Raw genomic sequence first — 15,540 nt, forward strand, 5'->3', positions numbered from 1 at the left:
GTGAGTCAGCAACAGCATCCGGTAGCACCACACGCCTCAAAAGACCTTGGTATCAAGCCTTCCATTAATACGCTGGCCCAGGGGTCAATGTTTTGGCAACCTGATTACCGCGAGGCATCACCCTGGCTGGAGCATCTGCCGTTTCTGTTTTGGTTGGTAGAGGCACTGCGCCCACAGCAGGCGGTTGGGCTGGGAGTAGATAGCGTGGCGCACTTTGCGGTTTGCCAGGCCGCTTCACGGCTACGTTTGGGTACCCGTTGCTTTATGGTAGGGGGGCATGAAACTCCAGCAGGCAAGCAAGATGCTGAGGCCATTCGGGCCTATGCTGCTGATCACTTCGCCACGATTAGCCAGTGGCTAGAGGCGACTCCCACACGGGCGATTGACCAGTTCGATGATAGCTCAGTCGACCTGTTACTGCTGCATGTAGAAGCCGATGACAATAGCGTGGACTATCTGCTCGATCGCTGGTTATCAAAGCTCTCCTCCCAAGGTGTCGTGGTGGTGCCGGGGGTTTCCCGCCGGGAACCAGGCTGCCTTGTGTTCCGTGCTTTTGAAACCCTTAAAGCCCGCTATCCGCACTTTGTATTTCACCATGCAGGTGGGCTGGGGGTTATTGCGGTAGGTAATGATCTGCCCCCATTGCTTAAAAACCTTTTAGGAGCGTTGGAGTCGGTTGCTTCTACTCAGGTGGTTCAGGATGTGTTTGCCCGTTTGGGTCGCAGTTGCCAGGATAAAGTGACTGTGCGCTACCAGCAGGCACTTTCACAAGCTCTGGAAGCCCGAGTAAATGAACAGGCGAGCAACTTAGCTACTGCCGAACAGCGTGTGCAGGATCAGTCAGAGCAGTTACAGCGGGTAGGTGAAGAGCGCGAAAAGCTGAAGGTACGCCTTGAGCAGCAGGAGTCACGGTTCGCTCAGGAGCGTGGCCGTTTGGCTGAGCGGGTTAGCTCGCTTGAAGAGTTTAACGATGAGCTGAAAAAAGAGCTGATGCGTCAGCGTGAGCAGGGGGAGCGCCAAGCAGTAGAGGCTCGTGAGCAAAGCGAGCGCCAAGCTAACGAGGCCCGTGAACAACGCGAGCGTTATGCTGCTGAATCCCACGAGTATGCCCAGGCGTTGAAAACCAGCGAACAGTCGCTAAACCAAGCCCAGCATGAAGTGGAAGAACATAAGCGGATGCTGGAAACACGCTTTGGCGAATTGGCCAAACTAACCAGCCTGCTTGAATCTAATGAAAAGAGCTTGCGTAGCGCCCATGATGAGAACACTGGGTTAACCAATAAACTGCAAAAAACCGAGTCGTCGCTCCAGGCGCGCTTTAATGAGCTGGGCCAACTGACCCGTAAGCTTCAGGAGGCGGATCAGCGGATTGGCGATGTTGAAAAGAACCGTGCTGATCTAGAACAACAGCTGGCACAGCAGAAGAAAGCGCACAGTGAGCTTTCTGCTCAGCTAAAAGCGGCAAACGAGCGCGAAAAAGAGGCGCTCAACGCAGTGGATGAGCGCTTCCGCGAGCTGGCCGTGATTACTGACCTGTTAGAGAAAAACGAAGCGCAGCGAGAGCGGTTACAGCGCGAGCTTGAGGATACAAAAGCCGCTAACCAGAAACTGGAGCTGGATGCTAAAGCCCGCCAAGAGACCCAGCAACAGCATGAGCGTGAGATCAAGCGCCAAAGCCACGAATTGGCTGAGTTGGTGAAACAGTTGGAAGCTCAGCGGGCTCCATCGCTCCCAGAAGTTGCTGCTCCTCAAGTAGAGTCGCCAGTTCAAAATAGTGTTGCAAAAGCCCCACCGCTGACAAAACGAGCGATCAAGCGCCAGGTCGCGTTAATTGAAAAGAGTCAATGGTTCGATGCGAAGTGGTATTTAGCGCAATACCCGGATATTGCCCGTGATAGCAAAATGTCGGCAGACCCTGCCCGCCACTACCTGTTAATGGGTGGTTTCGAAGGTCGCGACCCGTGCCCAGACTTTAATTCCGCCTACTATCTTGAGCACAATCCTGATGTGGTTCAAAGCGGCATTAACCCGCTTGTACACTACATTAAGTTTGGTGAAAAAGAGCAGCGCAGTACTAAAAAATAGTACTAAAAAGTAGTACTAAAAACAGTACTAAACAGTACTAAAAGCAGTACTAAAAACAGTACTAAAAACAGTACTAAAGTATAGTGCAAAGGAACTGTAATGAGCGATGCTAACCGTCAGTCGTTATTAGATGCAGAGTTATTTAATGCATCGTGGTATGTCAACCGTTACCCGGATGCGCAGCATAGCCAGCTTTCTCCGCTGGAACATTTTGTGAATTATGGCTGGGCGCTGGGCCGCTGCCCAGGGCCTGGTTTTGATCCTGACGAGTATTCCCGCCGCTACCCGGATGTTGCTACGTCGGGGCTAGATCCGTTGCTGCACTACCTACGCCATGGTCGCAGCGAAGGGCGTCGGGCAGTCGTGGGGGAGGGCGATTCCCCTGCCGTGCCACAGCTTGCGGTTGTGTTACATGCTTACCATCTTGAGCTGGTGGCACTGTTAGGTGACAGGCTTGCCTTGCTGAAAGAGCCCTTCGACCTGTTTATTACCACCTCCCATGCGCCGAATACGCGGGAAATTGTGGCGTTGCAGAAACGCTACCCTGGTGCAAAGGTGGTGCACTGCCCTAATCGGGGGCGGGATATTGCCCCGTTTTTTTCGCTAATACCTCATTTGCAACAGTATACGCTGTGCTTGAAGTTGCACACTAAACAGGGCGTAACACCGGTGGCGAAGCAGTGGCGGGATACGCTTTTGAGTAGCGTATTGCCGAGTGGCGGCGGCGTGCAGGCGTTGCTGCATAAGCTACGTAGCGACCCCCGCTTGCAGTTAGCGGGTCCACAGCGGCTGTTTATGAGCCAGTTGGCAATGCGGTTTGGCAATGGCCCATGGCTGGAAAAGCTGGCGCCGCGGGTTAATGTTGCCCTGGAAAGCGATTGGGGCTTTTTTGCTGGCAGTATGTTTTGGTGCCGCCCCCAAGCGCTCTCTGCCTTGGCTGCCGAAGTGGCACCGTTAATGTTTGAGCCAGAAACCGGCGAGCAGGATGGTGAGTTGTCCCATGCGCTGGAACGTTTGGTGGGTGGTGTCGTGCGCCCCCAGTCAGAGCGGGTGTTGCTGTTACCCCATGGGTCTAATGGCGAGCTTTCGCCTTATCAGATGGAGACTGGGCTGGAAAGCACCATGCCATCAGAGCTACTGATCGATAGTAGTGACCTTCAAGAATTGCAGGTGCTTGGCACGAGTGGCGTGAAAGCGGCCAGAAAACAAGGCTTGAATGGAGACCTTAACCTCAACGGCGATCTCGCGATTTGTGGCTGGTTGGCCGATAGTGGTTCCAGCGCGCCGCGTTCGGCATTAATCCGTATTGATGGCTGTCATGATATTGAAGTTGTTGCTAATCAGTTCCGCAATGACCTGCGTGATAACGGTATTCATGATGGGCGGCATGCCTTCGAGGCGTATCCGCCTGTTCAGCTAGTAGACGGCGAAAGCCATCACATCGAATTAATTGATACCCAGAGTGGGCAAGTTGTGGCCAGTGGCGATGCGCTATGGGAGTTTCAGCGCTCCTTTAGCGACTTTGCGGGTTATCTTGCCAATGGGTTGGTTGACCCGTATTTGTCACGCCCGTTTCGCGAGGCGGATAAGCGTTGTTTGGCCGCCATGGAGAACGTGGCAGATGGGTTGGCTCGTGATGCACAGTCACTCGCCACGGCGCCACTAGTTACCGTCATTATGCCCTGCTTTAATCGTTTGGATACCATTGAGGCGGCGGTCGAGTCGGTAAGTAGTCAGGTGTATGCCAACTGGGAGTTGCTGTTAGTAGATGACGGCAGCACCGACGGCACACGTGAGTGGTGTGAGCAGCAGGCCGCTAAAAGCGAGCGTATTCAACTGATTGCGCTGAAGGCTAACCGCGGAGTCTCCCATGCCCGTAATCAGGGGTTGGCGGAAGCCAAAGGGGCGTATATTGCGTATCTGGACTCAGACAACGTTTGGGATCCGCGTTATTTGGCTGCCATGGTGGGGGCGTTTAGCCGTGAACCCACGGCGCAGGCACTTTATTCAGGGTTATATCGCTACACCGGCAACGCTACGGAGCCTTCTGGCGTGTTGTTTGGCCCTTTGAATCGCGCACTGTTGTTCAACAGAAACTATGTGGATCTCAACTCGTTTTGCCACACTAAAGAGGCTTACCAACAGTGTGGGGGATTTGACGAATCGTTGCCGAGGTTTGTGGATTGGGATCTGATCCGCCGCTATAGCCAGCATTTGCGCCTCTGTTCGGTGCCTGTGGTTTTGACTCATTATTACTATGGCCGTGCTGCCAATACGCTTACCGCTAACACGGAGTATGCTGGCTATTTAGAGCAGGTACGTGAGTCCACTGGGCACCAGTGGGCTCCTGCGGCTTCAACTGCCCCAACTGCACTGCAACGAGGCGTGTCAGTAGTCATTCCCAGCTACGAGTCGTTAGAGGATCTGCGCGATTGCTTAACGAGCCTGGAAACGCTGGCGCTTGGCAATAAGCTCGAAGTCATTGTGGTGGATAACGACTCTTCGTCGCCAGTGAAGGAGTTTCTTTCGGAGGCTCAGGCGGCAGGGCGGCTAAAAGCGATCTTTAATACCTGCAACTATGGCTTTACCCATGCGGTTAACCTGGGCTTGGCAGCGGCTAAACCAGACCACGACCTGGTGCTGCTGAATAATGATGCCCAAGTAGAACCCGGTGCGCTGGAAGCCATGCAGCAGGCTGCGGCCCAGCTGCCGGATTGCGGGCTAGTTGTTCCCCAGCAAATTTTGCCGGGTGGAACGCCTACCTTAACCACCCATGTGCCTTACGCCGATGCCGACCAGCCTTGCGATGTTAATCTCTCGGCTCATCACAGTAATATTGTGACTCCGCCGTTATTGCATGACGGTCGGGTGTTGGAGATCAGCTTTGCACCGTTCTTCTGCGTGTACATTCCCCGCGAAACATATCGACTCGCTGGGCCTCTAGATGCGCAATTTGGCCGCCATTATCGCTCTGACCGTATTTATTGCGATGTGGTAAGACACCTGTTGGGGCTGCGTATTTATCATGTCAGCGATGCGTGTGTTGTGCACAAACTACAGAAATCTACACGCGTGCTTTCTGGTCGTTCCAATAGTCAATTCGATCTAATGTTCAAGAAAAATCAGTGGGATGAGCCAACGAGACATACCCTTGGCTTTCGTAAAGCGGTGTGGGATATCTGACCAGAAGCGCTTCGCTTTTGATGCTGCTGCACTTTCCCGTAACAGGGCTGTCTGAGTGTCCACGTGGCCCGTTTTTAGGGCCAGATCAAGCGTTCTTACAGTCAGCTATGGACGGTTTCACTGAGAATGATTGAAAACATCGCCTTTAAAGACAGAGCTCTTAAAGACCGAGTTCTTAAAGACAGAGCCCTTAAAAATGGGGCTCTTAAAAGCAGAGCCCTTAAAGACCGAGCCCTTAAAGACCGAGCCCTTAAAAACCTAGCTCTTAAAAACCAGTGGGAGATGCCAGCCATACGTTTTGCTCGCTTTGTTAAACGCTTTGTTGGGCGGGATACCTTAAACCGCTATATAGCAGGATTTCGCTGGCATCTTGATTTCCCTGATGCGCAACGCTCCCCGTGGTTACTTGCGGGTGGGTGGGTCGTTCAGGGCTGGGTGGTACTGCCTGACGCATTAGCCGAATGGGTAGGCAAGGTCGAAATTATTGCCCGTTGGAGCAATACCTTTGAACTTTGCCACCCTCTATCGGTGCGTCGCCCTGATGTCATTGAAGCCCTTTTTGGCGCCGCTGATGAGTCCCACCCCCAAGTGCAGTGTGGTTTTCGTTTTACTGTACCTCACCGATTGGAGCAGTTCTCACTGTTTCTTCGCTTAGGTGACATGCAGTTCCCGCTTACCCAGGTAGACATACCACCTGTTGAACATTTAGATGATGCTGCCCCTCCTTCCATTAAAGTACTTGAGGGCAAGCAGGGGTGGTTGTTTTTGGACAATGACACTAACGGTAGTGTTGATCAGTACCGGGGTCGACTTCGTCTAACTGAAGCGGGGGTAGATCAGTGGCAGCAGTACTTACAAGGCGTGGAACAGCTGGCTGACACTGCCAGGGCCGCTCATGCGGTGTTGGTGGCACCTTCTAAGGAGAGTGTCATGGGGCCTAGCTATCATCCATTTGCTGAGGGTAGTAATGGCCCCATACAGCAATTAATGGCGTTGCCTGAAGCGCGTAATATTATTTACCCGCAAGCGCTTTTGACTCAATTGGGTGATGAGGCTTTTATTCGTACGGATAGTCACTGGTCCCACCAAGGCTCAATGGTTGCAGCAACGGCGTTGGCAACGGCGCTCGGCCTTGATTCTCCGGCAGTAAACGCGCTTTTCGCCGAAGATGAGTACGTGCAACGTAAAATAGCGGGTGACCTGGGAAATAAATTTACGCCCGAACGCCATTGCAACATAGAGGTACTGCGTTCGTTTAGCTATGTGAAGTGCCGTTACTATGATAATGGCTTGCCCAACTTTGGACGTTTGTCAGTATTAGTAAATGACCAAGCATTGATGCCCGGTGTTTGTTTACTATTTGGTTCGTCTTCCAGCTATTCGATGCTTCATTACTTATGCCGCTTGTTCCAACAAGTGGTGTATGTGCACAGCGCTGGAAGTATCGACCCTGAGCTGGTGAAAGCAGTTAGCCCGGCTTATTTAGTGGTGCAAACCAATGCACGGTTCATGGTGCAGGTACCTGAGGTGGATCAGTCACTTTTGACGTTAATTGATGAAAAACGTGCTCGACTATCCGAGGATGAATGGGCTTTGGTGGCTAAGCGGCAGGTCTCCGTTGCTCACGATGATGCACTTATTTGTAAACTTAATTTAACACCTTGGCTCGTCTAGCAGGGTTTTATAGCAGGCTGGTGTGACACAGCTTAAGGACTGGTAACATGCTCGCTCCATATCCGCCGGATAAGACGCTTTTGAATGAATGCTAACCACTCGTCACTAGATAAGTCTTGGTATCCTCATCACCGCAGACCTCAGCAGTTTGTTCCTTTACAGCAATTAGAGGTGACTTCACAACCTGGTGAATGGCAGTCCCTTGGCGCTGAGCCCCTTTTTGCACTAGAAGGGCAGCTACCGCTACCCGGCTGGAACATGGTTGAAATTGCCTGTGAGCGAGACGTGACCAGTGTGGTATCCAGCCTCACATTTGAGTCATCACGGCGCTCGTTAACGGTGGAATTACCCCTGCGGGTGGGGAAGATCACGAAGCGACTGGTATATGTACCCTGGGGCGTGAAACGTGTGACGTTTGCGCCCATGAATGCAACCGGCACGTTTTCCTTGGAGCATTTTCGCTTCGTATGGCTAACACCTATGTTTGCCTATAACCGTTTGCTGCAGCGGTTATCAAACATGCATGAACACTATCGTGATCTTTCTTTGAAGGAAATTGAGTTTAGTTTGAAGCAGCAGGCGCGTAAACAGAGCCGCAAATGGCAAACTATTGCCCTGGAAGATTACGAAAGTACCTTCATTAGCTTTTCCACCCGTCGTCACTACCAACAGTGGGTTCGCCAGATTGAGCGTAGGCGGGCACCTAGCGATCATCTCGTGGCGCTGCGTTCCCACCTTCATTCGTTTGATTGCAGTGTGCTACTGGTTTGCCCTTCTGGCGATGACTTGAATGCAGGTCAAATGCAGGCTTTACAGCATCGCTTGAACCTTAGCTTGGCAAGCTTGGCGGAACAGTCGCTTTCACCGCATCAGGTTATGCTGTTATTGCCGCCGCAAGTGCATAAGCAGTGGCAGGGGTGGTTGGACGAGTGGCAGCGTGAAATGCCTGCTCTGCGTATTGTAGAAAGCCACGCCACCAGCGTGGCGGCTCTGCGAGTAGAGGCCCTTTCCTATTGCGAGCACTCCTGGGTATGGTTCTTACGCCCTGGTGACCGTTTGGCGGCTAATGCACTGTTTCATATGGCCAGTATTGCCGCTGATAATCCTCAAGCGCAGATGTTAGTGGCCGATGAGGATAGCCTTGACGAAAAGGGTGTCAGGCACTCGCCTCAGTTCAAGCCTGAGTGGAACGCTGATTTGCTGCTTTCGATGCCGTATATGGGTCGAGCCGTGTGTTATCAGCACAGCTTTATTCCGCGCCTTTCAGCTGATATGTGCGGTGACAATGCCAATAACCCTGATTGGCTTGATTACGTACAAACATTGGATGTGACACGCCGCGAGAATTTTTCTTATCAAATGCTTGCCCACGTGCCTCACATTGCCTACCACGGTGTTCCTGCGTCTACGATAACGCCTTACAGTTATGTAGAGGCTGTAGCCCAGCATTTAGAGGCCTGTGGGCAAATTGCAGAGGTAACGCCAGGGCTATTACCCGGCACGCAGCGCATTCGTTGGCCGATGCCTTCGCCAGAGCCCTTGGTGAGCTTGCTGGTGCCTACTCGCGATGGCGTCGATATTTTGCGCCCTTGCGTTGACGCTATTTTAGACCGTACTGACTATACCCATTTTGAACTGCTTATCCTTGATAACCAAAGCACCTGCAAAGAGACCTTGGCGTACTTGGATGAAGTGGCGGCCCGTGATTCCCGAGTAAAAGTCCTCTCATGGAATGCCCCCTTTAATTATTCATCCATCAATAATTATGGTGCCGACCATGCTCGGGGAAGTGTGATTGGTTTGATCAATAATGATGTAGAGCCGATTGATGGGCAGTGGTTAAGCGAGATGGTAGAGCAAGTTTCACGTCCGGATATTGGTTGTGTGGGTGCTAAGCTCTATTATCCTAATGACACCATTCAGCACGGTGGCGTGATTCTAGGGCTAGGTGGGTTAGCAGGGCATGCACATCGTTTTTTTCAGCGTGACGAAGATGGTTATATGGGGCGTTTGAAAGTGGCTCAGAACCTTTCTGCCGTGACGGCAGCCTGCCTGCTACTGCGTAAAGAAGTATTTGATGCCGTGAATGGTCTGAACGAAAAAGACCTTGCTGTCGCTTATAATGATGTGGATTTATGCATTAAGGCTCGTGAAGCGGGGTATCGTAACCTGTGGACTCCTTTTGCTGAGCTTTACCATCATGAATCCATTTCTCGCGGTGCCGATGACACCCCTGAAAAGCGTGCGCGTTGGCTAAGCGAATTCGCCTATATGCGCAAAACCTGGGGCGAATTGCTAGACAGTGACCCAGCCTATAACCCTAATCTTACGTTGGTTCATGAAGATTTTTCGTTGCGCTAAATACTTGGATATCTAGATATAACACTGAAAGCGTCCGTGTAATGATACTTATCAGATAACTTGTTACGTCAATTAATAATTTTATCGGATATTCAAGTAATACGTTATGTTGAAAGTAATCAAAAAACCGACCGTAACTGGTTTTATAGATCGGGTGAGTGAGGATGCGATTAGTGGTTGGAGTTTAGCCCCTTACGTGACGGTTATGGTGAATGGCCGAGCACGTTGTCGACTGTCTTGTACCCGCCAGCGTGCCGATGTGAAAGAGGCAGGACTTTCCTTGAGCGGCAAGGTGGGGTTCCATGGATCGTTGGCGCTGAGTCATGGAGATGTTGTCCGGGTGATAACTCCTAATGGAGTACCCTTGCGGCATAGCCCTTGGCTTTATAGGCATCCAAAGCAAAGTGATTGGTTACCTGTTGCCATCTCTCATCAGCACGCGGAGTACAAAGCTCTGGCTGCGCTCCCTGACCAATTCGTGGTCGAAAAATTTAAACCGCTGTTTGGGCAGTCTGCTGAGCGACAAATAGCGGGTGCTGTCCTTAAAGTGGCCGATCAGGCACCCCTCATGGCGCGTTTTGATGTGGAGCCGAAGGCACATGCAAACGTGAAGCAGCTTTATGACAAAGTAATCATTCCTTGTCGTATATCAGCGCCGCCCTTGCTGGCAGCGTTTCCTCAAGATAAGCACATGCTACAGATATTTGCGTTTCAGCCAGGCATCACTCTGGAAGACGTGGGTAATGGGTGGGAAGCTTGGGTGCCTCTGGTAATGACAGAACTTCTTGCTCTTCAACAAGCTGGCATAGCTGGGCGTAGGACTTTAAAACGCCGCACCAGCCGCTTTAAAAGCTTATTACATAAATTACTTCCATCCGTATTCGCTCAGACATTACGTGAAGGTGGTGGCAGGCTTGAATGGTCGTTTCTGGGCTTTTTGATGCGTGTCATTGCTCGCTTGCCACGTGTCTTGTCGCATGGCGATCTGCATCGTAATAACGTACTCGTTGATACTCAGCACAATCAGGTCGCGCTAATTGACTGGGATAGATGGGGGTATTTGCCGTTAGGGTTCGACGCGGCGCTTTTGTTGCGGGGGCTACCCTGGGTTGCCGTAGAAAACCTGGTTGAAAAACTTATTGAAGAAAGAGTTGACCAGCAGTTGGGCATCTTGGTGTTCACCTATCTGTTCCAGTGTTTGGACGTCGCTAATTTTATGCGTTCTCAACAGGCAGCCTTGTTGCGGGCTCGTATTTACACGTTATATAAACAGTTCAAACTGTACCCTGGTATAAGTAAATAACCCTGCCACTGCGCGCAGGGTTACGTGTCGCTTGAATGAGTGATTTTCGTAGCGCGCGGTAAGCCTAAGGCGCACCCGCGGAAGCATCACGCAGCGGTGCCGGGGTTGCACCGTGTATCATGGAACAGTGCTAAATAGGGTATTAAGGCGTAGGAGAAAAAATATCTTAATTAAGGATGTACCGTGAGTAGTCACACCACCTGGGTCGTTTTAAGCGATGGGGCGCGGCCGACCGAGGATATTTATTTCTTGGCTTCTGCTGCGCCAGGTCTTCGCCGCCACGGCGTGGCGGTCGAACGCTTCACCGCTTCTCGTTCCTTCGGGGCTAGCTGGGTACATGGCCGTTCTCTTCTGCGTCGCTACACGGGTGCTAATCTACTGCTTTGCCGCTCGCTACCGTTAGGCTGGCTGCGTTGGTTGAAGCGCCACCGTAATGCCTTTGGCTATATTACCTATTTGATCGATGATGATATTTTTGCAGCGTCCAATGACCAAACCTTACCAACCGCCTATCGCAAGCGAATGGGGGGGATTGCTAGACATCAGTCTCGCTTAGTGTCGCTGGTTGATGAAGTGGTGACCGCTAGTGAGCAATTGGCGCGCTGTTTTTTTAGTGAGCACACCAATGTTCAAGTACTTACACCGCCTTTAATTGCTCCTCTGCCTTCACTGCAGCATTTCTCACTACCGCCATCCTCCAGCACTAACTGGAAAATTGGCTTCTACGGCACCCGGGCGCATTTAGCTGACCTAGTGCATATCTCCCCGGCTATACAGTCACTTCAGACTCAGCGTGTGGATACCCAGGTAGAAATTATGCTGGGATCATACGCACCTGAAAGCTTAGTCGTGCTACCTCGTGTGAACGCGCCTTGCCCTTTACCGTGGGAGGCGTTTAAGGTTTATCAACGAGAGCACCACTGCCATATAGGCTTAGCCCCGTTGTTAGATACCCCGTTTAATCATGGCAAGTCCTTTATAAAGTTTTTTGATATTACCGCCATGGGCGGGGTAGGAATATACTCAAATCGCTACCCGTATACTGAAATTGTTCGCCACGGTAAAAATGGCTTGCTTGTCAATGATGCGCCCAGCGAATGGCGAAGCGCGTTAGAGCACTTATTAGAGAATCCTCGAGCTGCTGCAAAAATGGCCCAACAAGCCGCTGTTGATGCAAAAAATATTGGTAACGTAGAAACAGCAGTGCAGTTTTGGCTAAAACGCAGTAGTGCCGTGCCGCAATAAAATGAACAGGGAGAGGGAACCATGGAACCTATTGTTAAGGCTTTTTATGAACAGCGACCCAGCGCTAGCGTCGTTGGTGAGCGTGTTTCGTTTGGTACATCCGGCCATCGTGGCCGCTCTAGTGAGCGTACGTTTAACGCCGCGCATATTTATGCGATTACCCAGGCGGTGATCGATTATCGGCTTGAGGCGGGCTATCAGGGGCCGCTGTTTTTAGGTTTTGATACCCATGCGCTTTCTCGCCCTGCCTGGGAGTGCGCGCTGCAGGTATTAGCTGCCAACAAGGTGCCGGTGTTTGTTGAGAAAGATCACGGCTACACCGCAACGCCGCTGATTAGTCAGGCGATTTTGCATCATAATTACCCGGAGGATCAGGCGGCGCCAGGGGTGGCACTTGCGGATGGTTTAATCATCACACCTTCGCATAATCCGCCGGAAGATGGCGGCATTAAGTACAATCCGCACCACGGTGGTCCTGCGGATACTGATGCCACCGGCTGGATTGAGCTGCGCGCCAATGCTTACCTACTGCGCCAGTTAGAAGATGTGCCTACGGTGCCGGTTGATGAAGCAATTGCCCATGCCCAGGAATACGATTTCACGGCGCATTACGTTGCCAAACTGGGCAGCGTGGTGGATATCGCCGCGATTCAGGAAGCTAACCTGGCCCTAGGCGCTGATCCTATGGGGGGTACGGCGCTGCCGGTATGGCAGGCGATTGCGGCGCACTACAACCTGAATCTAGATGTAGTGAATACCACGGTTGATCCTGCGTTTGCGTTTATGCCGCCGGATCACGACGGCAAAATCCGCATGGATTGTTCAAGCCCAGCGGCAATGGCTAACTTACTCAAAATTAAAGACCGCTTCGATATAGCTTTTGGCAACGACCCTGATGCTGATCGTCACGGTATAGTTGATGCCAATGGTCTGATGAACCCTAACCACTTTTTGGCTGTGTGCATCGATTATCTGATCACACATCGCCCTGAATGGTCGGCTAGCCTGAAAATAGGTAAGACGCTGGTGTCATCCTCAATGATCGACCGAGTCGTGGCTTCCCACCAGCGCGAGCTATTTGAAGTGCCGGTGGGCTTTAAGTGGTTTGTGGAAGGACTGCACGAAGGTTGGCTGGCATTTGGTGGCGAAGAGAGCGCAGGCGCCAGTTTGCTAACGCGGGTCGGTAAGGCGTGGTCAACTGATAAAGATGGCATTGTACTGTGTTTGCTGGCCGCGGAAATTATGGCGGTCACCGGCAAAACGCCAAGTGAGTACTATCACACGCTCACCGAACGCTTTGGCGAGCCTTTTTATAAGCGCGTTGATACCGTTTGTTCACCCGAAGAGAAGGCGGCGTTTAAGAACCTGACCGCAGAGAGCGTGACCGAGAAGCAGCTTGCTGGTGATCCAATTACCGCCGTGCTAGTCAACGCTCCTGGCAATGGCGCAGCGATTGGTGGCATCAAAGTCACCACCGAAAATGGCTGGTTTGCCGCTCGACCAAGTGGCACCGAATCGCTTTACAAAGTGTATGCCGAAAGCTTCAAAGGCGAGCAGCACTTAGATGAATTGATCGAGAACGCTAAAGCGTTGTTAGCTGGTGTGTTGAAATAGGTTATTTGAGGCAGTTTCTTCCTCTGGCGGGCACCTGTAATGGTGCCCGTTATGTTTTGGCATGTGTTTCAATTTTCGTTTCAATTATTGTTTCCGTTCAGTTTTAGGGATTTATCAGGATGAAAATTGCCGTTGCAGGAACCGGCTATGTGGGGCTTTCCAATGCGATGTTGTTAGCGCAGCACCACGAAGTGGTCGCAGTGGATATTGTCCCCGAGAAAGTAGAGTTGCTGAACAATCGCCTCTCACCGATTGAAGATACTGAAATAGCGGCTTTTTTGAATCGTAATGACCTGGATTTTTCTGCAACGTTGAATGCCGAGCAGGCCTATGCTGATGCTCAATTCGTGATTATCGCCACGCCTACTGATTACGATCCTCAAACCAACTATTTCAATACCCAAAGTGTTGAAGCGGTTATTGAGCAGGTCATGCGCATTAACCCTGAGGCGGTAATGGTGATTAAATCCACCGTGCCAGTGGGGTACACCAAAGGTGCTGCAGAGCGCTTCAACACGCAAAACCTTATTTTCTCGCCTGAGTTTCTGCGGGAAGGAAAGGCGCTCTACGATAATCTTTACCCTTCGCGCATTATTGTTGGGGAACGTTCTGAGCGGGGCGAGACCTTCGCTGAACTCCTCAAACAGGGGGCGATGGCCAAAGAAATAGATGTGCTGTTGACTAACAGCACAGAGGCCGAGGCGATCAAGTTGTTTGCCAATACTTACTTGGCAATGCGGGTTGCTTACTTCAATGAACTAGATACCTATGCGGAAGCCCACGGTCTTGATACTAAGCAGATTATTCAAGGTGTTGGCCTCGACCCGCGTATTGGTAAGCATTATAACAATCCCAGCTTTGGGTATGGCGGCTATTGCCTGCCGAAGGATACCAAGCAGCTACTTGCGAACTATGCCGATGTACCGAGCAATATGGTTCAAGCGATTGTAGATGCCAACCGCACGCGTAAAGATTTTATCGCTAACGCTGTGCTGCGCCGCAATCCAACCGTGGTCGGGGTTTATCGTCTTATCATGAAAACGGGCTCGGACAACTTCCGCGCGAGCGCCATGCAGGGGGTTATGAAACGCATCAAAGCGAAAGGTGTTGAAGTAGTCGTGTACGAGCCCGTTCTGGAAGAAGATAAGTTCTTTGGCTCAACCGTTATGCGAGATTTAGCCGCATTTAAAGAGAAGTGCGATGTGATTCTGGCTAACCGCATGGTCGCTGAGCTTAGCGATGTTGAATCCAAGGTATACACCCGCGATTTGTTTGGCAGTGATTAAAAAGTAAGTAATATTTCTTCAGGTACCTGATATATTCGTCGCTGCATGAGGTTAGGACGCCATTGGAAGCCCCACATTCAAGTGCAAGCGAGATTTAGTAGCGCGTGATAAGCCTACGGCGTACCCGCGGGAGCAGCGCGCAGCGGTGCGGGGGTTGGCTTGTGTGGCATCGATAGGTTGCCACCCTGGCCTCCATGCAGAATGATTGGGTTATAAAAACCTATCGTAGCGCATCGTTATGGACGGCAAAGCGTCGTTACGACTTGCTTAAGGTGGCGAGCGGTATTTCCAGATGCTGTGGCCGGTTGAGTACATTGAGCAGCACGATGGCGCGTTCTTCGCCTTTAAGACGGGTAAAGATGGCTTCCAGGTCTTTGAAGGGGCCGTCGGTGATGGTGACTTTTTCGCCGGCACTAAAATAGCTGTGAATGCCTTCCTGTCGGTGCGGCTGGGCGCGCAGGGTTTCCACAAGCTGCGCGGGCACGGCGACGGGCCTATCGCCGAAGGTAAGCAGGCGCAGGACGCCGCGGGTGGAGCGAATCGGTCGCCAGTTGCTGACCAGTTGATCCAAATAGATAAACAGGTAGTAGGGGAACAGCGGTTCGATCACCGTGGTGAGCTTGCCCTGGCGCTTGCGTTGGCTATTCAGCACTGGGTGAAACACCTCGTAACCTTGGTTGGCGAGGTGTTCAGCGGCGCGAAATGACTCGCCCCCTTTGCACTGGATAACGTACCAGGCGGGCGTTGCTGCACTTTCCTGGTCGTTGTAACCGTCCATGCCATCATCCT

At 51.7% G+C, this 15,540-nt stretch carries 9 protein-coding genes; 8 read left to right on the plus strand and 1 reads right to left on the minus strand.

Annotated features, from left to right (window positions below; genetic code table 11):
• From J7J49_RS07280 to J7J49_RS07315, 8 genes are all read left to right on the plus strand, one after another.
• The gene (locus J7J49_RS07280; RefSeq protein ID WP_215091401.1) at window positions 1-2,085 is read left to right on the plus strand and encodes a coiled-coil domain-containing protein; all 2,085 of its coding nucleotides are present in this window, start codon (window positions 1-3) and stop codon (window positions 2,083-2,085) included.
• Window positions 2,086-2,184: 99 nt separating this feature from the next.
• Window positions 2,185-5,268 carry a glycosyltransferase gene (locus tag J7J49_RS07285; protein WP_215091403.1) on the plus strand — a complete coding sequence of 1,028 codons (3,084 nt, stop codon included), beginning with the start codon at window positions 2,185-2,187 and terminating at the stop codon, window positions 5,266-5,268.
• 126 nt (window positions 5,269-5,394) lie between these two features.
• Window positions 5,395-6,942 (plus strand): alginate O-acetyltransferase AlgX-related protein, encoded by a 1,548-nt coding sequence (locus J7J49_RS07290; protein ID WP_215091405.1) that lies wholly within the window; start codon window positions 5,395-5,397, stop codon window positions 6,940-6,942.
• Window positions 6,943-7,113: 171 nt separating this feature from the next.
• Window positions 7,114-9,303, plus strand: a complete 2,190-nt coding sequence (locus tag J7J49_RS07295; RefSeq protein ID WP_353048350.1) for a glycosyltransferase family 2 protein — start codon at window positions 7,114-7,116, stop codon at window positions 9,301-9,303.
• 106 nt (window positions 9,304-9,409) lie between these two features.
• Window positions 9,410-10,606 carry an aminoglycoside phosphotransferase family protein gene (locus J7J49_RS07300; RefSeq protein ID WP_215091409.1) on the plus strand — a complete coding sequence of 399 codons (1,197 nt, stop codon included), beginning with the start codon at window positions 9,410-9,412 and terminating at the stop codon, window positions 10,604-10,606.
• Window positions 10,607-10,789: 183 nt separating this feature from the next.
• A complete protein-coding gene (locus J7J49_RS07305; RefSeq protein ID WP_215091411.1) occupies window positions 10,790-11,851 on the plus strand; it encodes a glycosyltransferase family protein in 1,062 nt (353 codons plus the stop codon).
• A gap of 21 nt (window positions 11,852-11,872) precedes the next feature.
• Window positions 11,873-13,465 carry a phosphoglucomutase (alpha-D-glucose-1,6-bisphosphate-dependent) gene (pgm, locus tag J7J49_RS07310; RefSeq protein ID WP_215091413.1) on the plus strand — a complete coding sequence of 531 codons (1,593 nt, stop codon included), beginning with the start codon at window positions 11,873-11,875 and terminating at the stop codon, window positions 13,463-13,465.
• 119 nt (window positions 13,466-13,584) lie between these two features.
• Window positions 13,585-14,751 carry a nucleotide sugar dehydrogenase gene (locus tag J7J49_RS07315; RefSeq protein ID WP_215091415.1) on the plus strand — a complete coding sequence of 389 codons (1,167 nt, stop codon included), beginning with the start codon at window positions 13,585-13,587 and terminating at the stop codon, window positions 14,749-14,751.
• 256 nt (window positions 14,752-15,007) lie between these two features.
• On the opposite strand, the gene rfaH is transcribed toward J7J49_RS07315, so the two are convergent.
• Complete coding sequence (gene rfaH / locus J7J49_RS07320) at window positions 15,008-15,529, minus strand: transcription/translation regulatory transformer protein RfaH (protein ID WP_064236409.1); 522 nt, start codon at window positions 15,527-15,529, stop codon at window positions 15,008-15,010.
• Window positions 15,530-15,540: the final 11 nt, after the last annotated feature.

The sequence above is a fragment of the Halomonas sp. ISL-56 genome, from assembly GCF_018612805.1.
GTDB lineage: Bacteria > Pseudomonadota > Gammaproteobacteria > Pseudomonadales > Halomonadaceae > Vreelandella.

What these genes read in the sequence shown, in the direction of transcription:
- J7J49_RS07285 (WP_215091403.1), top strand. Translation starts at nt 2,185, where the DNA reads ATGAGCGATGCTAACCGTCAGTCGTTATTAGATGCAGAGTTATTTAAT.
- J7J49_RS07300 (WP_215091409.1), top strand. Translation starts at nt 9,410, where the DNA reads ATGTTGAAAGTAATCAAAAAACCGACCGTAACTGGTTTTATAGATCGG.
- J7J49_RS07315 (WP_215091415.1), top strand. Translation starts at nt 13,585, where the DNA reads ATGAAAATTGCCGTTGCAGGAACCGGCTATGTGGGGCTTTCCAATGCG.
- J7J49_RS07290 (WP_215091405.1), top strand. Translation starts at nt 5,395, where the DNA reads ATGATTGAAAACATCGCCTTTAAAGACAGAGCTCTTAAAGACCGAGTT.
- pgm (WP_215091413.1), top strand. Translation starts at nt 11,873, where the DNA reads ATGGAACCTATTGTTAAGGCTTTTTATGAACAGCGACCCAGCGCTAGC.
- rfaH (WP_064236409.1), bottom strand. Translation starts at nt 15,529, where the DNA reads ATGGACGGTTACAACGACCAGGAAAGTGCAGCAACGCCCGCCTGGTAC.